A 21,795-nucleotide genomic window follows, 5' to 3' on the forward strand; every position below is an offset into this window, starting at 1 on the left:
ACCGTCATCTCCCGGGTACTTCACACCCAGCGGACCACCACGTCACAGTGAGTTTGGAACGCCCCGTCGCGGTGCAGGACTGCCTGGAGCGGGGTGGAGTCGCGGACAGCGGATCCACCCCACCCCAACCCGCCGTCGGTGATGGTGCGGAGGTAGTCGGCACGAGGAGCATTCAGCCGTCGTTCAGGCACGCGACATAGCGTGAACCCGAACTTCCCGGACCGGAGGGGGTAGACATCGAGATCCCGGTCGCGATGAACGCCGACAACACGGCGGCCGCGCCGCGCGTTGTCGGGCCGACGCTGCCCCGCCACAGGCGGGCCGGTGAGCGCGCAACGGGCACGCCTCGTGCCGCAGCCGTACCGGACGAGCGTCCGGTACCGGGCCGCGCCCGCCAGGCGCAGGCCGGCCACCCGCCCCGGGAGGATGAGCTTTCCGCACCGGCCGGCCGAGGCTCCGGCACCGGGCCCTCGCGGCCCGGTGCTTCGGTTCCCGCCGTCTTCGGCGGTGTCGACGCCACCGGCGCCGCCGCGATCGCTCTCGACCTCGGCCGGGTGCGGCCCAGGTTCGGCCTGCGCCGCACCCGGGTACGGGTTCTGGTCGCGGCCGCGATCCTCGCGATCGTCTCGATCATGGCGACCAGATTCCGCGAGGATGTCGTCGGCAGCCTCACCGCCGTCCCCGCCCCTCGCTGGCACTGGCTCGCGGTCTGCCTGGTCGCCACTGCCGCCTTCTACGTGGCGCACGGGGTGAGTGTGCGGGCGGCCAGCGGGCTGCGGATGGGGCTCGGCATCGCCACCGCGTCCCAGCTGGCCGCCGCCGCGGCGAACCGGGTGGTGCCGGCGGGGCTCGGCGCCATCGCCATCCATCTGCGTTTTTTCGAGCGACGTGGGATGAATCGACCCGCGGCCCTCGCCACGGTGGCCTCGCTCAAGGGCGCCGCCTTCCTCGTCCATCTGGCGGGCCTCGCGCTCGTCGCCGGAACCCTGCGCAGCTCAGGCGTCGGCGAGGCGGTGACGGCTCCCGTCCGGATGACGGTGAACGGAATCGGCACCGGCCCCTTCATGGCCGGCGTCGCCGTGGTGGGCGTGGGTGTGGGCTCCGCTGTCGCCCATCCACGAGTACGGTGCCGCGCACGGCCCGCCATGCGGGTCTTCCGCGAGCACCTCGGATCGCTGGCCCACTCACCCGGGCGAACCGCCGTGCTCGTGACCGGCACCGCCGGGACGAAACTCGCCCAGGTCGTCGGCATGGCAAGCGCGGTCTGGGCCTTCGAGGGCGAGCTGGACCTCGCCACGATCACCGCCGTGTACCTGGTCGGTTCCGCCGTCGCCGGCGCGGCTCCGACCGCGGGCAACGTCGGCGCCATCGAGCCGGCCCTGGTCATCGGCCTGACCGCCTCCGGCGGCGCCGGCCCGGCGATGGTGGCCGCGGTGCTGGTGTATCGCCTGATCAGCTACTGGCTCCCGATCATTCCGGGCGTGACCGCGCTGGCAGTGATGCGCCGTCGCGGAGACCTCTAGGCGCCTCGCAGCCGCGCGGCTCGAACGCCGCAGCCCCATCCCGCACACCGTCACATAGCTCGCGCAATTCATCTTAAGAGCGACAAAAAGGGCAGGGAGTCGCTTGACGATCCGCAAGAGTTGAGGATCTTGGACGCCAGACCGACCACGATCCTCAGCTCTTGCCCGGCAGCAGCCACGGCCCGAAGCCCGGGACTCCGCACCGCCCTCTCCAGCAGCCAGAATCCTCAACGCCTGCCCGTCAGCAACATCGGATCTGGGTCCGCGGGTCAGATCCGGGTGGAGCCCTCCGCGGACAGGTTGAGCTGGCGCAGCACAGGCGTGTCTCGCTCGAAGCCGAGCTCCGACACGGCGGCGGGCACGATCACAAAACAGGCACCCGCGGTCGGCGGCAGCCGAAGCCATCTGGCGATCAGCACGCGGAACATGTGGCTGTGCCCCACCAAGGCGACATCGCCGCGCTCCAGCCAGGGCCGCACCGTGGCGAGCACCAGATCGGCACGCCGCCCGATCTGTTCGACGGTCTCTCCCCCAGGCACCTCACCGGTGAACACCGACCAGCCCGGACGGTCCCGGCGGATGGCCGGCGTCGTCAGGCCTTCGAGGTCCCCGTAGTCCCACTCGGCGAGATCCGGCCACACGGCGCGGTCCGCGACACATGGTTCGGTGGCCAGGAGCCCCGCCAGGTCCGCGGTGCGGGTCGCACGCAGCCGGGGGCTGGTGGCCACCAGCACGAACCGCCGCCCCGCCAGGAAGCTCCGCAGCGCCGTCGCCTGCCGCTCCCCGTCAGCGGTCAGGGCGATGTCGGTTCGTCCGGTGTGGCGACCGGACCGGCTCCACTCGGTCTCGCCGTGACGGATCAGCGTCAGGACGCCGGGCACGCCAGACGCACCGGCTCCTCCGGACGCACCGGCTCCTCCGGACGCACCGGTTTCTCCGGGTGCTCCGGGTGCTCCGGGCGGGTTCACCGCCTCCGGCGCCGCCGCCGGGCTCCCACGGCCAGCAGGAACACCGCCGACGCCAGCGCGACCCTCTCCCAACGGACCGTGCGCACGATCTCAGTCGGCACGCCCTTGCCGGATGTGCCGGAGCTGCCCGCAGCCGCCAGCCCGCCTTCGGCGTCCTGATGCCCTGCCCGACCGCCCGGCAGTGCCGCGGGCCGTGGCGACGACCCGGCCGGAACAATGCGCTCGCGAAGCTCGCCGACCTTCACACGGATCTGTTCGTTCGCGCGCTCCGCCACCCGCCTGGGGCTGACGATCTCCGCGATAGCGTCGACGGTCTCGGCCAGCTCGGCGCGGGTCTGTTCGATCTGACGCTGGATGACGGCCGGATCCTGCGGCACCGATGTCGCCCTCTCGGTTCTTGTGCGGGTGGACGGGGCCGGGCTGACGACCCGACTCGATCGTGCCAGACCAGCCCTTCTCCAGCTCGACGAAACGACGCTCCGGTGGCAGGGACCCGGCCGGTCCATCCAGCCCACGCGCGGACAATCGCCCACTTTGTCCTGGTCAACCTACCGACGGCCGCCGCCCGACCGATCGGGTGTGAGATGAGGCCCGGACCACCCTGATCGGTGCCGGCTCGCGTCGATCAGGGCCGCCCCCGCCGCCCGCGCGGCCTCGTACCGTCCCGCACCGCACCACCCGCACCACCCGCACCGCCCACAGCCGCGTCCTCGGGTCAGCACCGCCCCTCACCCAGACCAGCCGTGCCGGGCTCGGCAATAGGCTTACCTGGTGCGAGTCGGGCGGTGCGAGAGGCGGTACACCGGCCTCGCACGGTCCCCGGGGCTGAGCCGGCTCGGAGCAGCGGCGCGGCGCGGGCTGGGCTTCGCCGTGCCGACGGTCGCGCTGGCGCTGCTCGCCCACCTGCCGACCACACACTCCGCGGGGCCGGCAGCGGGTCGTATGCTGCTCGTCCTGCTCATGCTTGCCGTTCTGCGTGCCGCGGCCGACCTCCTTCGTCCGCGGGCCGTTCGGCCGCAAGGCGTTCAGCCGCAAGGCCTCGACAGCGCGTGGTGGTCGGCGCGCGCCTCGACGGGTCGGCCTGTGCTCGATGCCGTCGGCTCCGTTGCCGGGCTGCTGGCTGTGCAGGTGATGCTGCACGTGGCCTTCACTGCCCGGCCGACGCGAGCGCCGGCCGGGCAGTTCGCCGGGCTGTTGTGCGGGGCCGAGCGGGCCGCCGCGACCGGCGGCGTGCCCTGGTTCGACGCCTCCCAGCTACGCGCGACGGCTCTCGCGGGCCGCCCGCCCGGCTCCCTGGTAGCCACGACCTCCACGACCGCGGCGGCCGGCGCGGCACGCCTCAACCCGGCGCATCTCGGGGCCCTGCACCTGCACAGCCTCGGGCCGGCGGTTCTCCTCGCGCACAGCCTGGCCGCCGCCGTGGTCTTCTGGTGGGCCCGTCACGGCGTCCGGGCCGTCGCCGCCGCCTGCCGGATTCTCGGTTCGCGGCTCCCCACGTTGCGCGCGGCCCACGCCCCGACCCTGACCAGACGCCGGGTCGTCCGGGCGCCCGCACTGCGCGGGCCGCGTGTCCTGGAACGCCCCTGGGCCGCGGTCGCCTCGCGCGGGCCCCCGGTCGCCGGGTTCACAGCCCTCACAGCCCTCACAGCCGCCCGGCCCTGCCCGCGGTAGCCCCGGCGCTGCTTCGCCCTGCCCGCGGTAGCCCCGCCACCGCCTGGCCGTGCGCGGCAGCCCGCGTTCCGCCCAGCCGTGCCGGCCGGGCGCGGATCGCTCATGCCCGCGATGTGTCAGGTCAGCCCTGGCCGTCGTCGCCGGCACAGCACCGCCGCGCCCGCGCGGACGGCGCAGCCAGCCCACTGCTCTTCGTAGGAGTCAGGTGCACACCTCCAGCAAGACGACATCCGCAACAACCCCCACGGCCGACGCGGAGGCCACAGCCACGGCCCGCGCCGGGCATTCACCCGGCCCCCGGCGAAAGGCCCGGCGCGGCACGGGACGTCCTGGCCGGGTTCGGGTGGCTCTGGCCCTCGGGCTCGCCGTGAGTCTCGGCGCGACACTCGGCGCATGTTCCAGCGGTGGAGACGGCACAGGGGTGACGATCGTCGACGCCGGCGGAACCGGCGACGGGCTACACGGCGTTGTCCCCACAGAACGCTTCGCGAAGCCGGCTCTCGGCCTGACCGACACCGACGGCCGCCCGTTCGACCTTCGCACCCGAACGCAAGGGAAGATCACTCTGCTTTTCTTCGGCTACACGATGTGCCCGGACGTCTGTCCGACCACCATGGCCGACATCGCCGCGGCGCTGAGCGAGGTCGACCGGTCGGTCCGGGACCAGGTCTCCGTCGTCTTCGTCAGCACCGACCCGGAGCGGGACACCGGTGAGGTCCTCGACCGTTGGCTGAAGGGTTTCGACTCGAGCTTCATCGGCGTCCGCGGGCCGTTCGCGAAGGTCCAGAGCGTGGCGGAGTCGGTCGGCGTCCCGCTGGAGGCACCGGAGGTCCAGGCGGACGGATCCGTCCTCGTGACGCATGGCAGCCAGGTCATCGCCTTCGGCCGTGACAACCGGGCGCGGGTGCTCTACCTGGCGGGGACCGCCGTCGCCGACTACATCGCGGACCTGCCCGTCCTGACCGCGGAGAAGCCCGGGACCACCGCCGGTGCCGACGACGACGGCGCGGCCACGAGCACGGGAGGCCCGGCGAGCCCGACTGACGCCCCGAAGGCCACGTCGAGGCCCACCGGCACCACTGCTTCCACGCCCACCGGCACGGCGGCGGCCACCAGCTCCCCGGCCCCGGCCCCGGCACCGGCGGCAGCGGCAGCGGCAGCGGCAGCGGCCAGGCCGACTCCGGTGGCCACCGGATGAGCCTCGTCACCACCCCCAGCCGGCAACGCAACCGGCTGCTGCTCCGACTGTTCTCCACGGTCCTGCGGGTGGGGCTGGGTGCGGTCTGGCTCGTCGCCGGACTCCTCAAGGTCAACGACCCTGACGGCATGGTGCGCTCGGTCCGTGCCTTCCGGATCCTGCCCGAGTCGCTCGTCCATCCGGTGGCCTACGCCGTGCCCTTCGTCGAGATCGCGCTGGGTGTGCTGCTGATCGTCGGGCTCACCGTCCGGCTGGGCGCGTTCGTGTCGGCCGCGCTGTTCGCCGTCTACATCGCCGCCATCTCGTCGGCGGCGGCCCGTGGCCTGCGCATCGACTGTGGCTGCTTCTCCACCGGCGGCGACCTCACCGCCGAGGCACCGACCCACTACACCGAGGAGATCGTTCGCGACAGCGCGCTCCTGCTGGCCAGCCTGTTGCTGGCCCGCTGGCCGGACGGCTTCCTCACGGTCGACCGGCTCCTCGACAGGACGTCACATCCGCCCCTCGACGACGAGGACGACCAGTTTCGGGAGGACTGATGGCAGGCAGCGATCCGGCGGGCGACGGCCCGACCGGCAAGCGCCCGGCGAGCGTGAGCGCCGCCGAGCGCCGCGAGCGGGTCGCGGCCGCGCGGCGCGCCGAGGCCGCGAAGGAGCGACGACGGCGCCAGCTCATCATCGGCTCCGTCGTCGCGGGCCTGCTCGTCCTGGCCGCCGTGATCGGCTTCGCGGTCCAGAGCTCGCGGGAGGAGTCGAAACCGGTGGTGCTGCCGTCGACGGCCACCGGGCCCGACAACTCCATCGTGGTCGGGCAGGCCGACGCCCCCGTCACCGTCGACATCTACGAGGACTTCCAGTGCCCGGCCTGCGGCCAGCTGGAGAAGACCACCGGGTCGACGATCAGCGACCTCATCGACGCGGGCGACATCAAGGTCAACTACCATCTGATGTCGTTCCTCGGGCCCGAGTCGGTCCGGGCGGCGAACGCCGCGTCGGCGGCGGCTGACGAGAACAAGTTCAAGCCGTTCCACGACGCCCTGTTCGCCGACCAGCCCACCGAGCACACCGACGGCTACCAGAACGACACCCTGATCGAGAAGGGCGCCTCGGTCGGCCTCACCTCGACGGCTTTCGTGGACGCCGTCCGGAACGGAAAGTTCGACGGCTATGTCGCGAAGGTCGACGAGAGCGCCTCGAAGGCCGGGGTGACCTCGACGCCCACCGTGCTGGTCGACTCCAAGCAGCTCTCCGCGGACCAGCTCACCCCGGACGGGCTGAAGGCCGCGGTGGCAGCCGCCAAGAAGAACGGCTGACACTCCGCCGATCGGCGTCAGGCCCTGCTCGGTAGCAGACGATCCCCGAAGCCGCCGCTGCGAAGATCGGAGGATTGAGGATTGTGGTCGTTCCGACGACCACAATCCTCCAGCCTTGCTCGGCAGCAGCAGCGGCGGTGGCGGGCGACGGCGGTGGCACCGGGAGCCCGTAGCTCGGGACTGCCGCCCGCTCCGGGACGACGAACGTCCTCGACTCTTCGGAGCGAGCCAGACGCGATCATGCACGTCCTCGTCACAGCCCTGAACGGACACGGGTGAAGGGTGCAAACGGGGACACCGGGGGATCACGGCAGGGTGTTTGCCGGCCCGCCGGAGCCGCGACTAGCTTCTCGGACATGACCGAGACCGCCAGCGCCGCTCGCCTCTCCCCCGGTGACCCCGCGCCCGACTTCACCCTGCCCGACTCCGACGGCAACGAGGTTTCGCTGTCGTCCTTCCGTGGCCGCAAGGTCGTCGTGTACTTCTACCCCGCCGCGTCCACGCCCGGCTGCACGAAGCAGGCCTGCGACTTCCGCGACAACCTCAGCCTGCTCAACGACTCCGGCATCGACGTCCTCGGGATCTCGCCGGACAAGCCGGCCAAGCTGGTGAAGTTCCGCGACAACGAGGAGCTCACCTTCCCGCTGCTCTCCGACCCCGACCGGGCGGTGCTGTCCGCGTACGGAGCATTCGGCGAGAAGACCATGTACGGCAAAAAGACCATGGGCGTCATCCGCTCGACGTTCGTCATCGACGCCGACGGAAAGATCGAGACGGCGCAGTACAACGTGCGCGCCACCGGCCACGTCGCGAAGCTCCTGCGGGACATCGGCCTCGCCGACTGACCCGGTTAACCCGGCGCAGGCGGCCAGACGGCACCGTCGGCCCGCCGCCGTCTGGCCGGCCGGCGCCGCCCGACTGGCCCGGTGCCGCGCGGACCCGGCATCGCGCTTGGCCCGGCGCCATCCACAGCTCGGTCGGCTCCGGCCAGGCCCGGTCCTGCTCAGCTGGCGACGCGCAGGTCCCACTGGAGCAGCACGTTGTCCGGCTGGGCGGGATCCACCAGCACGGGAACCCTCCTGCGAAGCTGGCTCGGGACGCGAACACCGCCACGCCGGAGTCCCACCGGCACCGCCGCGGCCGGCTCGGCCTCGGGTACGACCGCGCGGCGGATCACCGGGTACGGCTGCTCCCCGGGGCACTCCACCAGCAGGCGCACCTCCGCCACAGTCCCCCCGAGAACCCGGACGCCCGTGTCGTTCACTGCGCTGATCACCGCCATCGCCGCCCTGCCGTTGTCGATCAACCGGCGAGCCCGGTCGCGTTCCTCCTGGACGGAGGCGGACACCTGCTCAGGCTGGTTCCGCGCGGGTTCCGCAACGACGGTCATAGATCTTTCCCCCAGAGGCATCATGCGCCCACCGACGCAGGTACACCCTGCACCCGAACGGGTCCTCCCCGCCGTCGCGTCCGCGACACCAGCGGCTGTCCACCTGTTGTTTCCGCGACACCTGCCCGAGACACCGGGCCCGCACCGGAGGATTTCTCCCATCCGCCGAGCAGACCCGGCCCCACGGCGGCGGTGCCGCTCCCGCGGCCAGCCCCTGTCCCGCGATCCGCACCCGGATCGCTAGTCTGGACGCACGCGGGAGTGGCGGAATGGCAGACGCAGCAGACTTAGGATCTGCCGCCCTAGGGCGTGGGGGTTCAAGTCCCCCCTCCCGCACCGGCCGGGCCGAACTGCAGTTTCCCTTTGTTTGCAGCGGTTATGCACTTCTCGGATCATCGGTCGACCTCTCTCCGGCGTCCGGTGGCGTCTGGCGGTGTCCGGCGAGTCTCGGCACATACGCGGCACAGCCTCGGCACCCGTGCCGCCACCGGAGCCGTCCGCCTGGACGATGCCGAGAGCGATCTCGATCCTGCGGAGTTGGGTGTCGACGTCCCCGTCGATGCACTTCGCGTACACCCGGTAGAGCACGGCCACGGAGTGGCCGGCCCACTCCGCGACCTGGCTTCCCTGCACCATCCCGTTCAGCCACGTCGACACGCAGGCGTGGCGCAGGTCGTAGGGCGTTGCGGCGAGCGGCGACGCGACCTGTGCCGGCGAGAGCGCTGCCTCGCGGCCCGCCTTCCAAATCCGGCCGTAGGTGTTGGAGCGGACCGGACCCCCGCGAGGAGATCGGAACACCTTGCCGTCCTGGCCGGGCGGGTAGGCGGCGAGGTGAGCGCGCAGGCATGCGACGAGAGGCGGGGGGATCGGCACACGGCGGGTGTCGCCCTTCGCGCGGTGCTTGAGTTCCCTCGGTTCCCGCTTGCCTGAGTCGGTCCAGCGCGCGCCCGTCTCCGGGTCCGCGCCATCGAGGATGAACCAGCCCCACTCGTCATCGGCGGGCGGTAGCACGATGTCGGCCAGGGCTAGGTCGTTGCACTCCTCCGGTCGGAGGCCCGAGTAGTACATGCAGGCGAAGAACGCGGTCAGCCGGGGTCCTGTCTTCCCCTGCTGGGTGATGGCGGCCAGCAGGCGGCGGGCCTGGTCGTGGTTGCAGACGACGCGGCGGTCGACGACTCCGCCGCTGTTGCGCACCGGCCGCCGCTTGATCTGGTCGACCGGGTTGAAGGGCAGCCGCTTGCGTTCGACCGCGTACTCCAGGCAGGAGTAGAACGCGGACCGCTTCCGGGCGATCGTGGCCGGTGCAGCCGGCCTCCCGTCGATTTTCCTGCTGATCAGGTCGAGTCCGCGGCGAACCAGCTCGTTCTCGGTTTCACCCAGAACGGCGAGCGGGATCGTGTTCCTCTCAAGCCAGGCAACCGCGTCCGCGATGCTCTGGGGCGGCTTGGGGGGCGTCGGGTCCACTCCGCGTTTCGGGGCGACCGGAAGTCGGCTGCGGGCATCGAAGGTCCAGGTATAGAGCGCCTTACGAAGAAGGCCTGAGGCGGGCCTCCCGGGCGCGTCCTGGCGGACGAACGCCAGGGTGATGTGCGCCAGTGCCTCGGCGGTGTTCTTCCGGTGCCCTGGGGCGGCGGCGGCCCACATGGAGTCCACGAACTCCGTCGCGTGGGAGTACCAGGTGTCCACCTCCGGGGCCAGTTCGCCGGAGGCCGCCTCGGTGCCCCCTTTGCCGGCCTGCTTCCGTGCGTACTCGGCATCCATGGTCACCGGCCAGCCCGTCGCCACGTCGAACGCGACGCCCTCCCTCGCCGCGGTCACGAGCTTCGAGCGGAAGGATGACGCCAGGCCGGACGTGGTGAAGGACGCCCCCTTCTCCTGGCCAGCGACCTCCCAGCGCACCCGGTAGGCGGTGTACTTGGCCCGCTGGGTCTTGCGGGTCCTCCAGAGCCGCACGTCGTAAGAGAGTTCGCGCGGACCCGGGTTGGGTGTCATTCAGCGTCCCGGAGGGCGGCCTTCCATGCCTCCAGCTCGGAGCGCTCGACTCGCACCTTCCGGGACGGGAGGGTGATGCACTTCGGCGCCAGGCCCTTGAGGCGCCAGTCGTAGAACGTTGATCGTGTAATCCGAAGCTCCGAGCAGACTTCGTCAAGGGTGAGCAAGGGCTCGGTGTGGCCTCCGCTCGTTGAGGCCACTGCGCTTGATGCGAGTGCAGGCATCCTGGTTGTGCTCCGTCCTGCTTCGGGCGGGTGGGGTGCGGCCCCCGGCGGGGCGCTGGGGAGTGGTCCGCCGGGGGCCGGTGTCATGCGGCGGCGTGTTGGTGGGTGGGTGCCGTCCCATCCGTCCCAACGTCATCGGTGCTGGTGGGAGGGGGTGCGGGTGGGACGGTGGGACGGATCGATCCGTCCCAGCGCCAGGCGGGACGGTCGTCGGGTCCGTCGGGTGGGTCGGTGGGGGGTGGGCAGTAGCGGCGCCAGGCGTCGGTGAACGCGGCGCGTTCGTAGCCCTTGGCCTGCTCGCCGTTGTCGGGGCGGATGTTGCGGCTGTGGATGCCGTACTCGCGCAGGAGCGCGGCCAGGCGGCGGGCGGTCAGCCCGCCGGGCCCCATGTCTGCCCAGGGGGCTTCGACGTCGGCGTTGAGCAGGGTGAGTAGGCGGGTGGTGGTGATGGCGGTGTCGGTCCCGAACGCGGTGCGGGTGTCGGACAGGAGCCGCACGGTGATCGAGGGGTCCTCATCGGCGGCGGCGGTCTCGGCGAGCAGGACGGCCAGTGCCTGTCGGGCCCGGTCGGGCCACGCCTCGCCGGCGTGGTCGGCCACGGCGATCAGCGGTTCCCACGTGTCGGCGGCGCGGTCGTCGACGGGCATATCCGGTTCGGCCTGCTCCAGCTCCGGTAGGGCGGGGCGTAGCCAGGCGGACAGGTCCTCGGCGAGCGTGCGCAGTGCGGGCCGGTCGCGGCGGTGCCGGTACGGTGCGACCGTCTCGCCTGCGGCGCGGCGGCGCATGCGGATGATGACGGCGCGGTCTTCGACGGTGTCGGGCATGGCGCCGATGCCGGCGAGTGCGGCCATGGCGAAGGTGGGCAGGACTTCTCGAGTGCGGGTGGTGTGGTCCCATCGGATGGCGGGCCGGTTGCGCTGGTGGCCGGCGTTGAGCAGGCCGCGTAGGTCTTCCTTGGCGTCGCCGGACCGCGCCGTGCCGAAGATCGTGTCTGCTTCGTCCACGAGCAGGGTGGGCGGGTCCTCGTCGATCGACCGGTACACCGCCGCGGTGGACGCGTTCACGGTGATCAGCGGGTTGTGGCAGGTGGCTTCCACGACGTCGAGCAGGCGACTCTTCCCGCACCGCTTCTCCGGGGCGCGGATGACCAGCCGGGGGGCGTGGGCCCACGCGGGTTGGGCGTGGGTGGCTGCGATCCACAACGCCACGGCGTCGACGGCTTCGGGGGTCGGGAGGATCACGTACCGGGTGAGCGCGTCGTGTAGCCGGTCCAGCGCTGTGGCGCTGTCGCCGGTCACGGGGTGAGGCCTTCCGCGGCGAAGCCGCCTGCGATGGCGGCGCGGATGTCCCGGTCGGTCTGCTCGGCCCGTCGGCCGGCGTCGGTGAGCACCGTGACGGCGTCGGTGGCGGTGAGGTGTCCGGCCAGGACGATCCGAGCCACACCGCGGGCGGCACCGTAGAGGGTGGTGCGGCGGCGGCCTTCGGGGGCGCGGGTGACGGTGTCGAGGGTCGCGGCGAGCAGCGCGGACGGGTCTGATATGCCCCCTCCCCCGATTCGCGGGACGCGGGCCGCGCGGGCGGGCTGACGGGGCGTGGCAGGCAGGCCAGTGGGTGTGAGGCACGCGGCGATGAGGGCGGGGGGCATCTCATTCACCGGCCGGTCGCCCGCCCACCGGTACGGCGCACCAGTGATCGGGTGGACCGACGGCGGTGCGACGACGTACCCGCCGTCGGCCTTGATGTCGACCCCGGGATGCCCCGGGAGCGGGCGGGAAGGGACTGCCCTGCCGGGGTGGGTGTAGTGCAGGTGCCATCCCCCACCGCCGGTCGCCACGACGGCGGTGGGGGTCATCAGCGTCCGGTCGAGGGTGCCGCCGTGGGCGGGGTCGATGTCGACCACGGCCAGGCCGGACACGGCGCCGGTGCGGATGGCGAGCAGGCCGTCCGGAACCGCGGCGAGCATGGCCGCGGCACGGTCGGGCTGGTCGGTGGCGGCGTAGAACCCGTGGCAGGTCAGGCACGGGCAGGTCTCCCGGTCGTGACCGGGGTCGCCCTTGCTCGCCTGGCAGGCCGGACAGTTCGCGACCGGACGCTTGGTCCGGCCCAGGACGAACACCCGCCGGCCCGCGGCGATGAGGTCAGCGGCGGCGGCCTGCCGGGGGTCGACGGTGTTGGGACGGATCGATCCGTCCCGCCGTCCCAGCTGCACCCCGGTTGACCTGCGGGTTTGAGGGTGGGACGGATGGGACGGCAGTACCGTCCCATCCGCGCACGGCACGGTCATGGCACCTCCGGTCGTGGTCGGGGGATGGTGAGGAAGATCCGGACTCGTCCACCGGCCCGGTCGGGATAAGGCCTGCTGACCAGCGCGGTCGGGAACAGGCCGCGCAGCTTGGTGAGGGTGTCGGCGACGTCGGCGGGCTGTCCGTGCACCCGGATCGCCACCTTCGGCGGCGGCGTGATCACGAGACGTCCAGCGGGGCGAATGGTTGGGCGGTGGAGCCTGCTGTCGCAGCTGCGAGGACACGGGTTCGCCAACGCAGGGCGAAGCGCAGGCAGTTCGCGCAGTTCTTGTGCCGGACGCATCCGGGCAGCGGGTTCCCGCGGCGGCGGGCGTCGATCGACCAGGCCAGAGAGTCCGCCGACGCCAGCAGGTCCCGGCAGGCCACCAAGCCCCGGATCTTGAATCCGAAGCCGTGAAGGCGCGTCACGCCGCGGCGGTGCAGCGCGGTCAGGATGCCCGTGGCTTCCGCGGTGCCTTGCCGGCGGCACACGGAACCGACACCGACCAAGGACTCTGCGGTCAGGTCGACCCCGGCGGCGTCGTAGAGATCGACGCACCGCTCGTAGTCGGCGGCGGTGTCTCCCTGGACGACCGGAATGATCGGCAGGTCGGGGGCCCGGTCGCGCAACTCAAGGAAGTTCGCGACCGTCCGCGCCTGGTGTTCAGCAACGGAGAGGTGCGTTCCCACGAACCGCTGACCGGCGATCGTCCCGCCGTCAATGATGATCCGTTCGCACATCCAGTCTTGGGGTGCAGCCCACAGCAGGTGTCCGATCTCATCGCGGTAGCGGCGAAGCCGAGCCACGTACTCGGCCGGAGAGACGGTCCATTCGCCGTAGCGCTGGAGTTCGGTGAATCCGCCGGAGTCCACACCGAACGGCGCAGCTGCGACGGGCAACCGCTTGTAGACCCGTAGCCGGCGGTCGCAGACGAACAGCGGCACCCCCGCGGTCGCGAGCCACCCCGGCTGATGAGTCCCCAGCAGGAACACCGGAACGCTCGCGGCGGTGGTCTTCACGCGGCCCGCCGGTAACGACGTCGGGCCCGTGCGAGTGCGGCGGTGTGGCAGGTCGGGCACAGGGGGCGTCCGCCGGCGCCGTAGCGGTGGTGGTAGGCGTGGCAGGTCGTGCACGGACCCACCTGGTCCAGCGGGATGAGCAGGTGTCCGGCAAGGGTGCGTAGCGCGCTACTGGCGGCGCGGGCGGCGGCGGCGTAGGCGGGGTTCGGCCTGCTCCGACCGGCGGTGTCGAGCACCGTGCGGGGCGTCGTACGCCAGTCGTCGACCTGCCCACGAACCCACTCCCCCACAGTCACGCCGCACCGCCAGCCGAACCGGCCTCGTCGGCACCGAACAGGGGCGGCTGGTCCTGGCAGGAGTCGCACAGCGGCCGGTCGCTGGTCGACGTCGACACGGGGACGGTGACCGGGGTGCGGCAAATCCGGCATGGCCTGCTGGTGGTGGTCGGCGGGATCGCGGCTGCGGCCCTCGGGTAGCTGCCAGTGTTCAGGTAGATCACACTCGGGCAGGTCGCGGCGCCGCGGCGGTACCGGAACTGGCAGCCGCGGCAGATCTTCTCGGCCTTCGTGCCGCTGGTGCCGGCACCGTGGCGTCCGGCCACGGTCGCCTGCTCCGCCGGGGTGAGGCCGCGGAACGTCTTCACGGCGGCGGTGATCAGCGGGTCGATCTCACCAGGCAGGGCCGGCGTGGGGGTCGGGGGGCGTGCGCTACGGGCACGAACTGCGGGCATGATGAGCAGGTCCCTTCCAGGGGTGAAGTGGTGGCGGCGGGCCGACCCCATGGGTCTGGCCGGACACGTCGGGAGCCGACCTGCCGCACCACGGAGCGGGGCTAGAACGGCGGCGCGTCCAGATCGCCACCGGACGGCGGGACAGACCACGCGTCGCCAGCGGCGGGTGCGGTGGTGCTGGCGCCGGTGCCGCGGGCGGCCTTGCTCACCCGGGCGGTGGCGAACTTCAGGGACGGACCGATCTCGTCGACGTCGAGCTCGTAGACGGTGCGCTTCTCGCCCTCACGGGTCTCGTACGAGCGCTGCTTGAGACGGCCGGTCACGATGACCCTGGTGCCCTTGGCCAGGGACTCGGCGACGTTCTCGGCGGCCTGGCGCCAGAGCGAGCAGCGCAGGAACAGCGGGTCACCGTCGACCCACTTCCCGGTCTGCTGGTCGAGGGTGCGGGGGGTCGACGCGATAGTGAACCCGGCCACCGGGACAGCGTTTGGGGTGAACCTCAGCTCCGGGTCGGCAGTCAGGTTCCCGATGACGGTGATGGCGGTTTCTCCGGCCACAGGAGGTGTCCTTTCGAAGGTGGGACAGGTGGCGGGACTGGATCAGGTGTTGCGCCGCTGGCGCTCGCGCTCGTGGCGGGCGTCGCGTCGGGCGAGCAGCTCGGTGGCGGCGTCCGTGCCGCGGGTGCGCGCGGCCTGGTCGTCGGGGTTTGCCTCCAGGGCGGCGGCCGCGTCGTCGACCACCGCGTGCAGCTTCCGGGCGGACAGCTTTGACATGTCGGCGGTCATGCGATCTCCCATGTCAGGCCTGCAGGTGGTAGACGGTGACCGGGATCTCCGTGCCGGTGGCGGTCCACATCCAGGCCTCCTCGCCCTCCCACGAGACGACGCGGATGTGGGTGTGGCTGAGGCGGTCGGTGGCGTGGGACCACACCCGGTCCTCGCTGTCGAGGTCGTTGCCGTAGGGGCTGGCGCCGCACAGGGCGGTCATGGGCCCGTCGATCCAGGCCCGGACGGCGGACAGCGCGGTGGGCGCGGTCAGGTGGCCGGCCAGGACGAACGCGACGAGTTCGTCGCCGGCGTCGTACTGCTCCAGGACCCCAACATCAGCACCGTTCACGGCCACGGTGTCCATGGCCGGGAAGACCTGCTCTATACGGTCGGCACTCTCCACGGCGGCTCGCAGGGCCAGGACCCTGTCTCCCTCGTGGCGACGACCAGCGTCGATGAGGTGACTGAGAATGTCCGGCCGGTGCCCGCCGGGGGGTGGCTCGGTGTTCTTCTCGCGGGCCATGACTGCCTCCTGTGGTGGGAGCGGGGCGGTGGGTCAGAGCGCGTCGACGAACGCGGCCAGGCCGTGGGCGACGTCGACGGTGACGCGGGCGACGGTGGTGACGGTGGCGGCGGCCTCGGTGGGCTGGCGGGCGGCGTAGACCACGAACGCGACCAGCGCGACGGTCAGGACGAGCGGCCAGCGGCGGAAGCGGCGGGTGAGACGGGCGTGCTTCACGAGGACATCCCCTTCGAGGGTCAAGGCGTTGGGTCGGGGTGGACGGACATCAAGCGGCCCGCCAGGCGGCGGGGGTGGTCTTCTACGTCTTGGACTTCCGAGCCATGACAGGTTCCTCACTCTCCGTAACTGCTGGTGGGTGTGGCAGGGGGAGGGAGGGAGGCACGGGTGAGTGCCTCAATCCCGTGTTCGGGGCTTCGGTGGTGCCGGTGTGGGGGTGGGTCCCTCGGGTCCCTCGGCGGGCCGTCCGGGGTTGTTCGCGCTGCTAGACGGCGGTGCCGGACGGAGGGAGGCGGCGAGGGAGCCGGCGAGGGAGAACTCCCTCGGTCCCTCGGGGGTCCCTCACGGGTCCCCTCGCCTGGACGGTCACGCTGTGTCGAACTCGTCGGCTGTTTCGTCGGCAGGTTCGGGGGTGTCGCGGTCGGCCATGGCCGCGGTGAGGCGGTCGGCGTTGACGCACATCTGGCCCCGGGTCTTGTACGGGCGGGCGGAGTCGGGGAGCTCCTTACGGAGCCGCTCGAACGTCCACCCTCGGTAGAGCTCGGGGCGCAGCGCGGCGAGGCCGGCCAGGACCTCCTGGGTGCGCATGATCGGGTCGGGTCCGGCGGCGCGGATCACGGTGAGGGCGTCGGCGAGGTAGTCGACCTGCTCGACCGGTTCCGGCCCGTCGGTGAGGGCGGCGGCCGGTGGAGTGTCGAGCAGGGCCATGGCCCGTTCGACGACGGGGGTGACGTCGTCGACACCGTCGCCGCGGCGGACGTAGAAGCAGCGCAGCAACCCGTCGGCGGGGGTGAACCCCGATGCCATCGCGGTACCGAGGTCACCCAGGTCCACCGTGCCGTCGGCGGCGACGGTCATCGGCCGCAGAGTCGTCGCGGAGATCCCGGCCTTGTGCTTGCCGGTGCCCAGGATGGCGTCGTTGCCCTGATGGTCACCGATGGCGAAGCACGCCCGGTTGGACAGCACCTTGGCGACCTTGCGGGGCAGCGAGTCCGCCGACGGGACGGGTGTGGCGAAGATCAGGGTGACGCCGTACTTCCGGGCCTTGGCCACGATCTTTTCGACCAGTTCGGCGGCCTCCTCACCGACGTCGGAGACGAACAGCTCCTGACACTCGTCGATCACCACGACCCGGGGTCGCATGCTCGGGTCGGCTTCGGCCAGGGCGCGGGTGAGTTTCGGCTCGCCGGCGGCGGAGAGCTTCCGGCCGCGTTCGGACAGCTCGGACATGAGCTGCTTGAGGGCGGTGAGCACGGTCGGGATCTCGTCGGGGTCGTCGGAGACGAACAAGGTCCGTAGCCGGGGGCGGAGCGGGTCGTAGTCGGCGTTGACGGCCATGCAGTAGACGTCGATGTCCACGAGCGGGTCGAGGATCGCACCCAACAACGCGGTGATGATCAGCGTCGACTTGCCGGAGCCCATCATCCCGGCGACACCCCAGTTGGCCTGGAACAGCCGACCGAGCACGACGTTCCCACGCGGGTCGACCGCGACCGGCACGCCCTTGAAGTAGTCGGTGACGCCGGCGGTGAGCAGCGGCCACGGCGCCACCGGCTTGGTCAGGCTGCCCTGATCGGCCACCCACAGATCCAGCACCCCGGGCTTGTCACGAGGCTCGGTCGGCCACACCTCCACCGGCAGACGGAGCAGGTTGTGGGCAAGCACGGGCTTGCTGTTGACGATCATCTCCACGGTGACGCCTTCGGGAAGCAGCAACCGGGAGTGCCATCCCTTGCCGTCATGGACGGGCAGGTCAAGCCAGCGCGGTGTCCAGCCCTCACGGAACTTCCGGTTCAACGCCGGCATGTTCAGGTTCCGCAGCGCGTTCGTGATCGCCCGCTCGTCCGGGACCACATCCCGGCCACCAGCGTCGGCGGCGGCCGGTGCGGACACCCAAGCAGGCAGCTCGGAACGGGACCGGCCCAGATGCCACAGCCACGCCGCGGCACCGCCCGTGGCGGCGAGCAGGAAGGTGGCGCCGTAGACCGCGAAGAACCAGCACACGAACGTGACCAGATCGATCACACCGACAATCGGGGCCAGGACCTGACCGGGGTCGTGGTGGCCCAGCGCAAGAACCACACCGAGCACGAGCAGCAGCGCGGTGAACCCGGCCAACCCCGCCGCGGCCGCCCGGAGCAGGTCAACCGGCGAGCGCACCCAGTCCATGACACGGGCGTGGCGGCGCGCCTTCTCCGCGACGTCGCGGGCCTCCCACTCCCGCAGGCCCTCCTGATCCCCCGCGACCTCCGCGCGGCGCATCTGCCGCTCATACCGCGACGCCCCATGGGTGTCCTGCCACCTGCGATAGGCCACACCGGCACCGGCGACCGGGTACCACAGGTTCCGGGCCACCAGCTTCGCGCCGGTCGCGGTACGCGGATGCGTGGCGACGTCCCTGCTCTTACGGAACACCAGCCGGGCGTCAGTGGTGTAGATGTCGCGGCGCAACGCGGCCCGCTGCCGTTGGGAGACCTCCCGCCACTCCTCAACGGTCATCACCTCCCCTTCCAGGGCGGGGCGGGCGGCGGGCAGGTGATGGACCGTCGCCAACTCCTGCTCGCCGTCGGTGTCGTCCAGGTCGGGCGGGATGTCGCCGGGGGTCATGAGGGGTCTCCGTACAGCTCGGGCCGGTCCTCGGCCTCGGTACCGACCGGACGGGCCGGCGTGGGGTGGTCAGCGGGACGGTCGGACAGCGCCGGCCGTCCGGCGGGGGTGGTGGTGTCCAGCTCCGGGCGGGCGGCGCGGGCCGCACGGATCTCCGCGGCGGCCCAGACCGCACCGGCGAGAGCGGACAGGCCGATCAGCCACCCCGCGACCGTCACGGCCAGGAACAGCGGCACCCCGACCGCGAGCAGTTCGGCCAGATGCCAGCCGATCCAGTCCGCCACCTGCTCGGCGCGGGTCGGCGGGTGCTCACCGGGCGGCATCGGAGGGCCCCTGTCCGGCGGTCAGCGTGTGGGTGGTGACGTAGGCGTCCGCGCGGCACATCGCCGCGTGCAGCACCCGCGCCCCGAACAGCAGCCCGGTCCGCACCGAGTGCGCGAGCAGGAACAGCGCCAGCACGACCACCAGCCGGCCTACCGCCACCCCGCCGTACCGGGCCAGGACCGCGTCCACCAGCCCCCGGGGCAGGTCCGACATGCCGGTCACGACGCACCCCCGGTGGCGGGAACCAGCGGCCTGGCGAAGGTCCGGGCGGTGGCGCTGTCGAGCAGGCGGCGGGAACGGGCGGTGTGGTCGCGGTGGCGGGGTTCGGTCCCGGGGGGTGCCGTGGTGCGGCCTGGCGGCGTCATGATGGGGCTCTCCTCCTGCGTGCTGGTGGCGCGGTTGGGGCCGGTGCGCGGCGGCGACCTTTGGCGAGAGAGACGCCGCGCACCGGGCGGAACTACCGGCGGTTCCGCTTCGAGTTCGAGCTGACGTGCCGGACGAACTTCTCCGCCCACGGGTTCTCGGCGATGACCTGCTCCTCCGTCTTGGCGTTGCCGTCCTGGTCGATCCATCCGGTGTAGCCGGACTCGCGCAGTTCGCGGGTCCTGCGGGCGGCGTCGGTCTCTTCCTTGCCGGTCAGCCAGTCGCGTGCCATAGGGATCTCCTTCGCGTCGGTGGGTCGGGAGGTGCGCGGGCTAGCGGCGGTAGCGGGGCCGGATCAGGTCCAGCCGGTCAGCGACCAGGTCCCCTGCGGCGTCGTGGCCGGCCAAGGTCAAGCCGGTCAGGGTGCGGGTCAGCGCGGTCTGCTGGGCGCGGACACGGGCGCGGGTCTGGCGGCGCGGGGAGCGGGCCATCAGGTTCTCCTTCGACGAGACGTTCAGGGCTGGTCAGAGACGCGCGGGGCCGGTCGTGGGCCGGCCGACCCGCGCGCTCCGGGAAGTCAGGAGTTGGGGTAGAGCTCGGCGTTGACGTCGTTGCGCAGCGTCCGCGCGACCGCCGGGGCGATCCGCAGTTCCCGGCGCAGGAACTCTGCCGACACGGGCTTGCCGTTCTTGCGGGCCAGGCGGAGCGCAGCGGCACGTACCTGCTTCGCCGTGCGGGTCCGAGTCGCCTGCTTCGGCGGGGTCGGATCGACCGGCGGCGGCGGGTCCGCCACCGCCACCCCGCCCGATCCACCGAGGTCAGCCCCGGGAATCGGATCGAGATCGTGATCGGATGCTCCGGACACGTGCGGATCGAGGTCACCGGCGAGCAGATCGGCGAGTGCCGCATCCCACTCGTCGACCGGCACGGGCAGGCCGGACACCGTCGCCGCTTCCAGCTTCCGGCCCTTGGGCAGGTACAGGCCTGGCACGTACACGAGTCGGGCAGTGCCGTCCGCGGCGAGCTCGACCACGGCCTGGCGGGCCGCGAGCCTGCGGGCCTTCGCCACCCGACGCTCCGCCGTCCGCTCAATCCGGGCCCGGGCCCGCTCCGCCCGGCTACGTGGCGGGGCACCGACGGTGAACTGATGCGCCAGGACCCCGGCGATGGACACCGAACCCATCATCAGTCCGGCCAGCAGGCTCCGCTCCAGGCCGTGCGCGAAGTTCATCCCGAACGCCATCACCCCGAACACGGCGACCCCGGCGGTCAACTTGACCGTCGACCGCTCCGGGTGGCGACGCCGGGACACCTCCAGAGCGATCGCGAACGCCCACACCCCCAGCTCGGAGAGCAGGGGCAGGACCAGCCCGGACGGGTTGTCGTACAGGTCCAACCCGAACAGCGCCATCGCGGGAACCGCCATCACCGCACTGACGACCGCCAGCGGGTAGATCAGCAGCTCCACCGCATGCTCGCGGCGCCACTTCGCCCGCTTCTCGCGGGCCTGAGTCTTCGCCGCGGCCCGGGCCGCGGTCTGCTTCTCCTTCAGTCGGGCCGCCTCGGCCGCGTCCTTCCGGTCCTGGTCCCGCTCCGCGACGCGGTCCGCCCGGTCCGCGTTCCGCTCCGCGGTGCGGTCCGCACGACGCTGCTCCGCCCACGTGCTCACGACGCGACCCCCGCGGACTCCTCGTCCACCATGGACGGTGCGACGTGGGCCCACCGCAGCGACTTCGCCACGGGCAGCCGGAACGCGGCCAGGGTCACCGCGGCCGGTGACGTCTTGCCGCGGCCCGCCCCGCCGACCCGGATCAGGCTGGCGTCCTCGGCGGCCCGGATCGCCGCAATCTCCCGGTCGACCTCGGCAAGGTCAGCGGCAATCGAGGGCCACTCCGCTTCGATCGCGGCCAGCTCCGCCCGCGTCGGCTCCCGCTCCATCGCGAACACACCCAGGTCGTTCACCGGGCCACCGCCGACACCAGCTCGCGGGCGTGCGCCTGGACCCGCACAGACTCGATCATGGCGATGATGTCGACCGGAACTCCGTCGATCGTCGTCGTGATCTGCAGGAATCTCCCGCTCATGTCGTAGCCGGAAAACCGCAACGGCGCGTCCAGCAGGTGGGACAGCAGACGCAGGCCCGACAGGTTGTTAGCGTCCCTCGCCTCACTGTCGGCGTACACATCGACGCTGGTGACCAGGGCGGACACCCGCGGGACCGTGGTGCCGTCCGTCGGATGGAAGGTGAGGTAAAGCGCGATGTTGCCGCCGCGGATCCGGTTCAGTAGCCCGGCGGCGGCGTGCAACGCGGCGATCTGACCGTCGACATCCGGCACGGTCACCCGCGCTCCGCTCATGGTGGTGATGACGGTCGGGGCGCTCTTACCGGCGTGTTGCGGGGACATCAGCGGCCACCGCCCTTACCCGACGTCCCATCGAGGATCACCGTCCACGAGTCCCGCGACGGCTCCGGGTCGCCAGGCAGCGTCGGCCACGGACGGCTGTTGCCGTCATCACCCGCCAGCGGGCGGGGCAAGGCATGCTTCATACGAGTTCTCTCCTCACAGAGTGGGACTCCGGACCCCGGTGCGGTGCTTGGCGGCTTCGGCACCGGGGTCCGTCGATCGGCGTGTGCACACAGTGCACCTTGTGCATAAGGCTTGTCAAGCGTCGATCTGGGATGGA

General features: G+C 71.9%; 31 protein-coding genes and 1 tRNA gene. 8 read left to right on the top strand and 24 right to left on the bottom strand.

The features are described from left to right. Positions 1 to 254 precede the first annotated feature (254 nt). Entirely contained in the window at positions 255 to 1,523 is a 1,269-nt protein-coding gene (locus AWX74_RS21565) for a lysylphosphatidylglycerol synthase transmembrane domain-containing protein (RefSeq protein WP_091279909.1), read from the top strand. Between the two features lie 269 nt (positions 1,524 to 1,792). On the opposite strand, the gene AWX74_RS21570 is transcribed toward AWX74_RS21565, so the two are convergent. Together AWX74_RS21570 and AWX74_RS21575 are read right to left on the bottom strand one after the other, a co-directional pair. After that, a complete protein-coding gene (locus AWX74_RS21570; RefSeq protein WP_091279912.1) occupies positions 1,793 to 2,404 on the bottom strand; it encodes a histidine phosphatase family protein in 612 nt (203 codons plus the stop codon). Positions 2,405 to 2,487: 83 nt separating this feature from the next. Further along, positions 2,488 to 2,868, bottom strand: a complete 381-nt coding sequence (locus tag AWX74_RS21575; protein WP_091279915.1) for a DUF3618 domain-containing protein — start codon at positions 2,866 to 2,868, stop codon at positions 2,488 to 2,490. Between the two features lie 394 nt (positions 2,869 to 3,262). On the opposite strand from AWX74_RS21575, the gene AWX74_RS21580 reads away from it, so the two are divergent. The 5 genes from AWX74_RS21580 to bcp all read left to right on the top strand — a co-directional run bounded on the left by AWX74_RS21580 (position 3,263) and on the right by bcp (position 7,517). Beyond that, entirely contained in the window at positions 3,263 to 4,162 is a 900-nt protein-coding gene (locus tag AWX74_RS21580) for a hypothetical protein (protein ID WP_091279918.1), read from the top strand. 205 nt (positions 4,163 to 4,367) lie between these two features. Beyond that, positions 4,368 to 5,360 (top strand): SCO family protein, encoded by a 993-nt coding sequence (locus AWX74_RS21585; protein ID WP_091279920.1) that lies wholly within the window; start codon positions 4,368 to 4,370, stop codon positions 5,358 to 5,360. Then, a complete protein-coding gene (locus AWX74_RS21590) occupies positions 5,357 to 5,899 on the top strand; it encodes a MauE/DoxX family redox-associated membrane protein (RefSeq protein ID WP_091279923.1) in 543 nt (180 codons plus the stop codon). The genes AWX74_RS21585 and AWX74_RS21590 overlap by 4 nt, the downstream gene beginning before the upstream one ends. Further along, positions 5,899 to 6,672: a DsbA family protein gene (locus AWX74_RS21595; protein WP_091279926.1), complete on the top strand. Its 774-nt coding sequence runs from the start codon at positions 5,899 to 5,901 to the stop codon at positions 6,670 to 6,672. Before AWX74_RS21590 ends, AWX74_RS21595 begins: the two co-directional genes overlap by 1 nt. Positions 6,673 to 7,028: 356 nt before the next feature. Next, complete coding sequence (gene bcp / locus AWX74_RS21600; protein WP_091279929.1) at positions 7,029 to 7,517, top strand: thioredoxin-dependent thiol peroxidase; 489 nt, start codon at positions 7,029 to 7,031, stop codon at positions 7,515 to 7,517. A 158-nt stretch (positions 7,518 to 7,675) separates the two neighbouring features. Here the strand turns inward: bcp and AWX74_RS21605 are convergent, their stop codons facing one another. Continuing rightward, positions 7,676 to 8,062 (bottom strand): hypothetical protein, encoded by a 387-nt coding sequence (locus AWX74_RS21605; protein ID WP_091279933.1) that lies wholly within the window; start codon positions 8,060 to 8,062, stop codon positions 7,676 to 7,678. Positions 8,063 to 8,317: 255 nt separating this feature from the next. Here AWX74_RS21605 and AWX74_RS21610 point away from each other — a divergent pair. Together AWX74_RS21610 and AWX74_RS41435 are read left to right on the top strand one after the other, a co-directional pair. Beyond that, a tRNA-Leu gene (locus AWX74_RS21610) sits at positions 8,318 to 8,398 on the top strand. 1,306 nt (positions 8,399 to 9,704) lie between these two features. Continuing rightward, positions 9,705 to 9,968, top strand: a complete 264-nt coding sequence (locus tag AWX74_RS41435; RefSeq protein ID WP_226931020.1) for a hypothetical protein — start codon at positions 9,705 to 9,707, stop codon at positions 9,966 to 9,968. A gap of 82 nt (positions 9,969 to 10,050) precedes the next feature. On the opposite strand, the gene AWX74_RS21620 is transcribed toward AWX74_RS41435, so the two are convergent. The 21 genes from AWX74_RS21620 to AWX74_RS40145 form a co-directional block, all read right to left on the bottom strand. After that, positions 10,051 to 10,365, bottom strand: a complete 315-nt coding sequence (locus tag AWX74_RS21620) for a helix-turn-helix transcriptional regulator (protein ID WP_311983917.1) — start codon at positions 10,363 to 10,365, stop codon at positions 10,051 to 10,053. Further along, positions 10,362 to 11,576, bottom strand: coding sequence for a DUF3631 domain-containing protein (locus AWX74_RS21625; protein WP_091279939.1), 1,215 nt, complete (start codon positions 11,574 to 11,576; stop codon positions 10,362 to 10,364). Before AWX74_RS21625 ends, AWX74_RS21620 begins: the two co-directional genes overlap by 4 nt. Next, positions 11,573 to 12,487 (bottom strand): bifunctional DNA primase/polymerase, encoded by a 915-nt coding sequence (locus AWX74_RS21630; RefSeq protein WP_242666346.1) that lies wholly within the window; start codon positions 12,485 to 12,487, stop codon positions 11,573 to 11,575. Before AWX74_RS21630 ends, AWX74_RS21625 begins: the two co-directional genes overlap by 4 nt. 71 nt (positions 12,488 to 12,558) lie before the next feature. Next, complete coding sequence (locus tag AWX74_RS21635) at positions 12,559 to 12,744, bottom strand: hypothetical protein (protein ID WP_091279945.1); 186 nt, start codon at positions 12,742 to 12,744, stop codon at positions 12,559 to 12,561. Beyond that, a complete protein-coding gene (locus AWX74_RS21640) occupies positions 12,741 to 13,580 on the bottom strand; it encodes a deazapurine DNA modification protein DpdA family protein (protein ID WP_091279948.1) in 840 nt (279 codons plus the stop codon). The genes AWX74_RS21635 and AWX74_RS21640 overlap by 4 nt, the downstream gene beginning before the upstream one ends. Then, positions 13,577 to 13,876, bottom strand: a complete 300-nt coding sequence (locus tag AWX74_RS21645) for a hypothetical protein (protein WP_131799510.1) — start codon at positions 13,874 to 13,876, stop codon at positions 13,577 to 13,579. Before AWX74_RS21645 ends, AWX74_RS21640 begins: the two co-directional genes overlap by 4 nt. Beyond that, a complete protein-coding gene (locus tag AWX74_RS21650; RefSeq protein WP_131799511.1) occupies positions 13,873 to 14,310 on the bottom strand; it encodes a hypothetical protein in 438 nt (145 codons plus the stop codon). Before AWX74_RS21650 ends, AWX74_RS21645 begins: the two co-directional genes overlap by 4 nt. Positions 14,311 to 14,411: 101 nt before the next feature. Beyond that, positions 14,412 to 14,867, bottom strand: coding sequence for a single-stranded DNA-binding protein (locus tag AWX74_RS21655; RefSeq protein WP_091279958.1), 456 nt, complete (start codon positions 14,865 to 14,867; stop codon positions 14,412 to 14,414). 42 nt (positions 14,868 to 14,909) lie between these two features. Continuing rightward, a complete protein-coding gene (locus tag AWX74_RS21660) occupies positions 14,910 to 15,095 on the bottom strand; it encodes a hypothetical protein (RefSeq protein ID WP_131799512.1) in 186 nt (61 codons plus the stop codon). A gap of 13 nt (positions 15,096 to 15,108) precedes the next feature. Beyond that, on the bottom strand, positions 15,109 to 15,600 hold the full coding sequence (locus tag AWX74_RS21665) for a hypothetical protein (protein ID WP_091279964.1): 492 nt from the start codon (positions 15,598 to 15,600) through the stop codon (positions 15,109 to 15,111). A 33-nt stretch (positions 15,601 to 15,633) separates the two neighbouring features. Further along, positions 15,634 to 15,816, bottom strand: a complete 183-nt coding sequence (locus AWX74_RS21670; RefSeq protein ID WP_091279967.1) for a hypothetical protein — start codon at positions 15,814 to 15,816, stop codon at positions 15,634 to 15,636. A 366-nt stretch (positions 15,817 to 16,182) separates the two neighbouring features. After that, entirely contained in the window at positions 16,183 to 18,423 is a 2,241-nt protein-coding gene (locus tag AWX74_RS21675; RefSeq protein ID WP_091279970.1) for an FtsK/SpoIIIE domain-containing protein, read from the bottom strand. Continuing rightward, positions 18,420 to 18,746, bottom strand: a complete 327-nt coding sequence (locus tag AWX74_RS21680) for a hypothetical protein (RefSeq protein ID WP_091279972.1) — start codon at positions 18,744 to 18,746, stop codon at positions 18,420 to 18,422. Before AWX74_RS21680 ends, AWX74_RS21675 begins: the two co-directional genes overlap by 4 nt. Beyond that, positions 18,733 to 18,969 (bottom strand): hypothetical protein, encoded by a 237-nt coding sequence (locus AWX74_RS21685; protein WP_091279975.1) that lies wholly within the window; start codon positions 18,967 to 18,969, stop codon positions 18,733 to 18,735. The genes AWX74_RS21680 and AWX74_RS21685 overlap by 14 nt, the downstream gene beginning before the upstream one ends. After that, the gene (locus AWX74_RS40135; RefSeq protein ID WP_165615719.1) at positions 18,966 to 19,112 is read right to left on the bottom strand and encodes a hypothetical protein; all 147 of its coding nucleotides are present in this window, start codon (positions 19,110 to 19,112) and stop codon (positions 18,966 to 18,968) included. The genes AWX74_RS21685 and AWX74_RS40135 overlap by 4 nt, the downstream gene beginning before the upstream one ends. Before the next feature lie 92 nt (positions 19,113 to 19,204). After that, entirely contained in the window at positions 19,205 to 19,402 is a 198-nt protein-coding gene (locus tag AWX74_RS21690; RefSeq protein ID WP_091279979.1) for a hypothetical protein, read from the bottom strand. Positions 19,403 to 19,442: 40 nt separating this feature from the next. Continuing rightward, positions 19,443 to 19,601 carry a hypothetical protein gene (locus AWX74_RS40140; RefSeq protein ID WP_165615720.1) on the bottom strand — a complete coding sequence of 53 codons (159 nt, stop codon included), beginning with the start codon at positions 19,599 to 19,601 and terminating at the stop codon, positions 19,443 to 19,445. Positions 19,602 to 19,687: 86 nt separating this feature from the next. Further along, positions 19,688 to 20,779, bottom strand: coding sequence for a hypothetical protein (locus tag AWX74_RS21695; protein WP_091279983.1), 1,092 nt, complete (start codon positions 20,777 to 20,779; stop codon positions 19,688 to 19,690). After that, the gene (locus AWX74_RS21700; RefSeq protein ID WP_091279987.1) at positions 20,776 to 21,072 is read right to left on the bottom strand and encodes a DUF6284 family protein; all 297 of its coding nucleotides are present in this window, start codon (positions 21,070 to 21,072) and stop codon (positions 20,776 to 20,778) included. The genes AWX74_RS21695 and AWX74_RS21700 overlap by 4 nt, the downstream gene beginning before the upstream one ends. Continuing rightward, positions 21,069 to 21,515 carry a hypothetical protein gene (locus AWX74_RS21705; RefSeq protein WP_091279990.1) on the bottom strand — a complete coding sequence of 149 codons (447 nt, stop codon included), beginning with the start codon at positions 21,513 to 21,515 and terminating at the stop codon, positions 21,069 to 21,071. The genes AWX74_RS21700 and AWX74_RS21705 overlap by 4 nt, the downstream gene beginning before the upstream one ends. Next, on the bottom strand, positions 21,515 to 21,658 hold the full coding sequence (locus tag AWX74_RS40145) for a hypothetical protein (RefSeq protein WP_165615721.1): 144 nt from the start codon (positions 21,656 to 21,658) through the stop codon (positions 21,515 to 21,517). The genes AWX74_RS21705 and AWX74_RS40145 overlap by 1 nt, the downstream gene beginning before the upstream one ends. Positions 21,659 to 21,795: the final 137 nt, after the last annotated feature.

Origin of the sequence: Parafrankia irregularis, assembly GCF_001536285.1 — a bacterium.
GTDB classification, from domain to species: Bacteria; Actinomycetota; Actinomycetes; order Frankiales; family Frankiaceae; genus Parafrankia; species Parafrankia irregularis.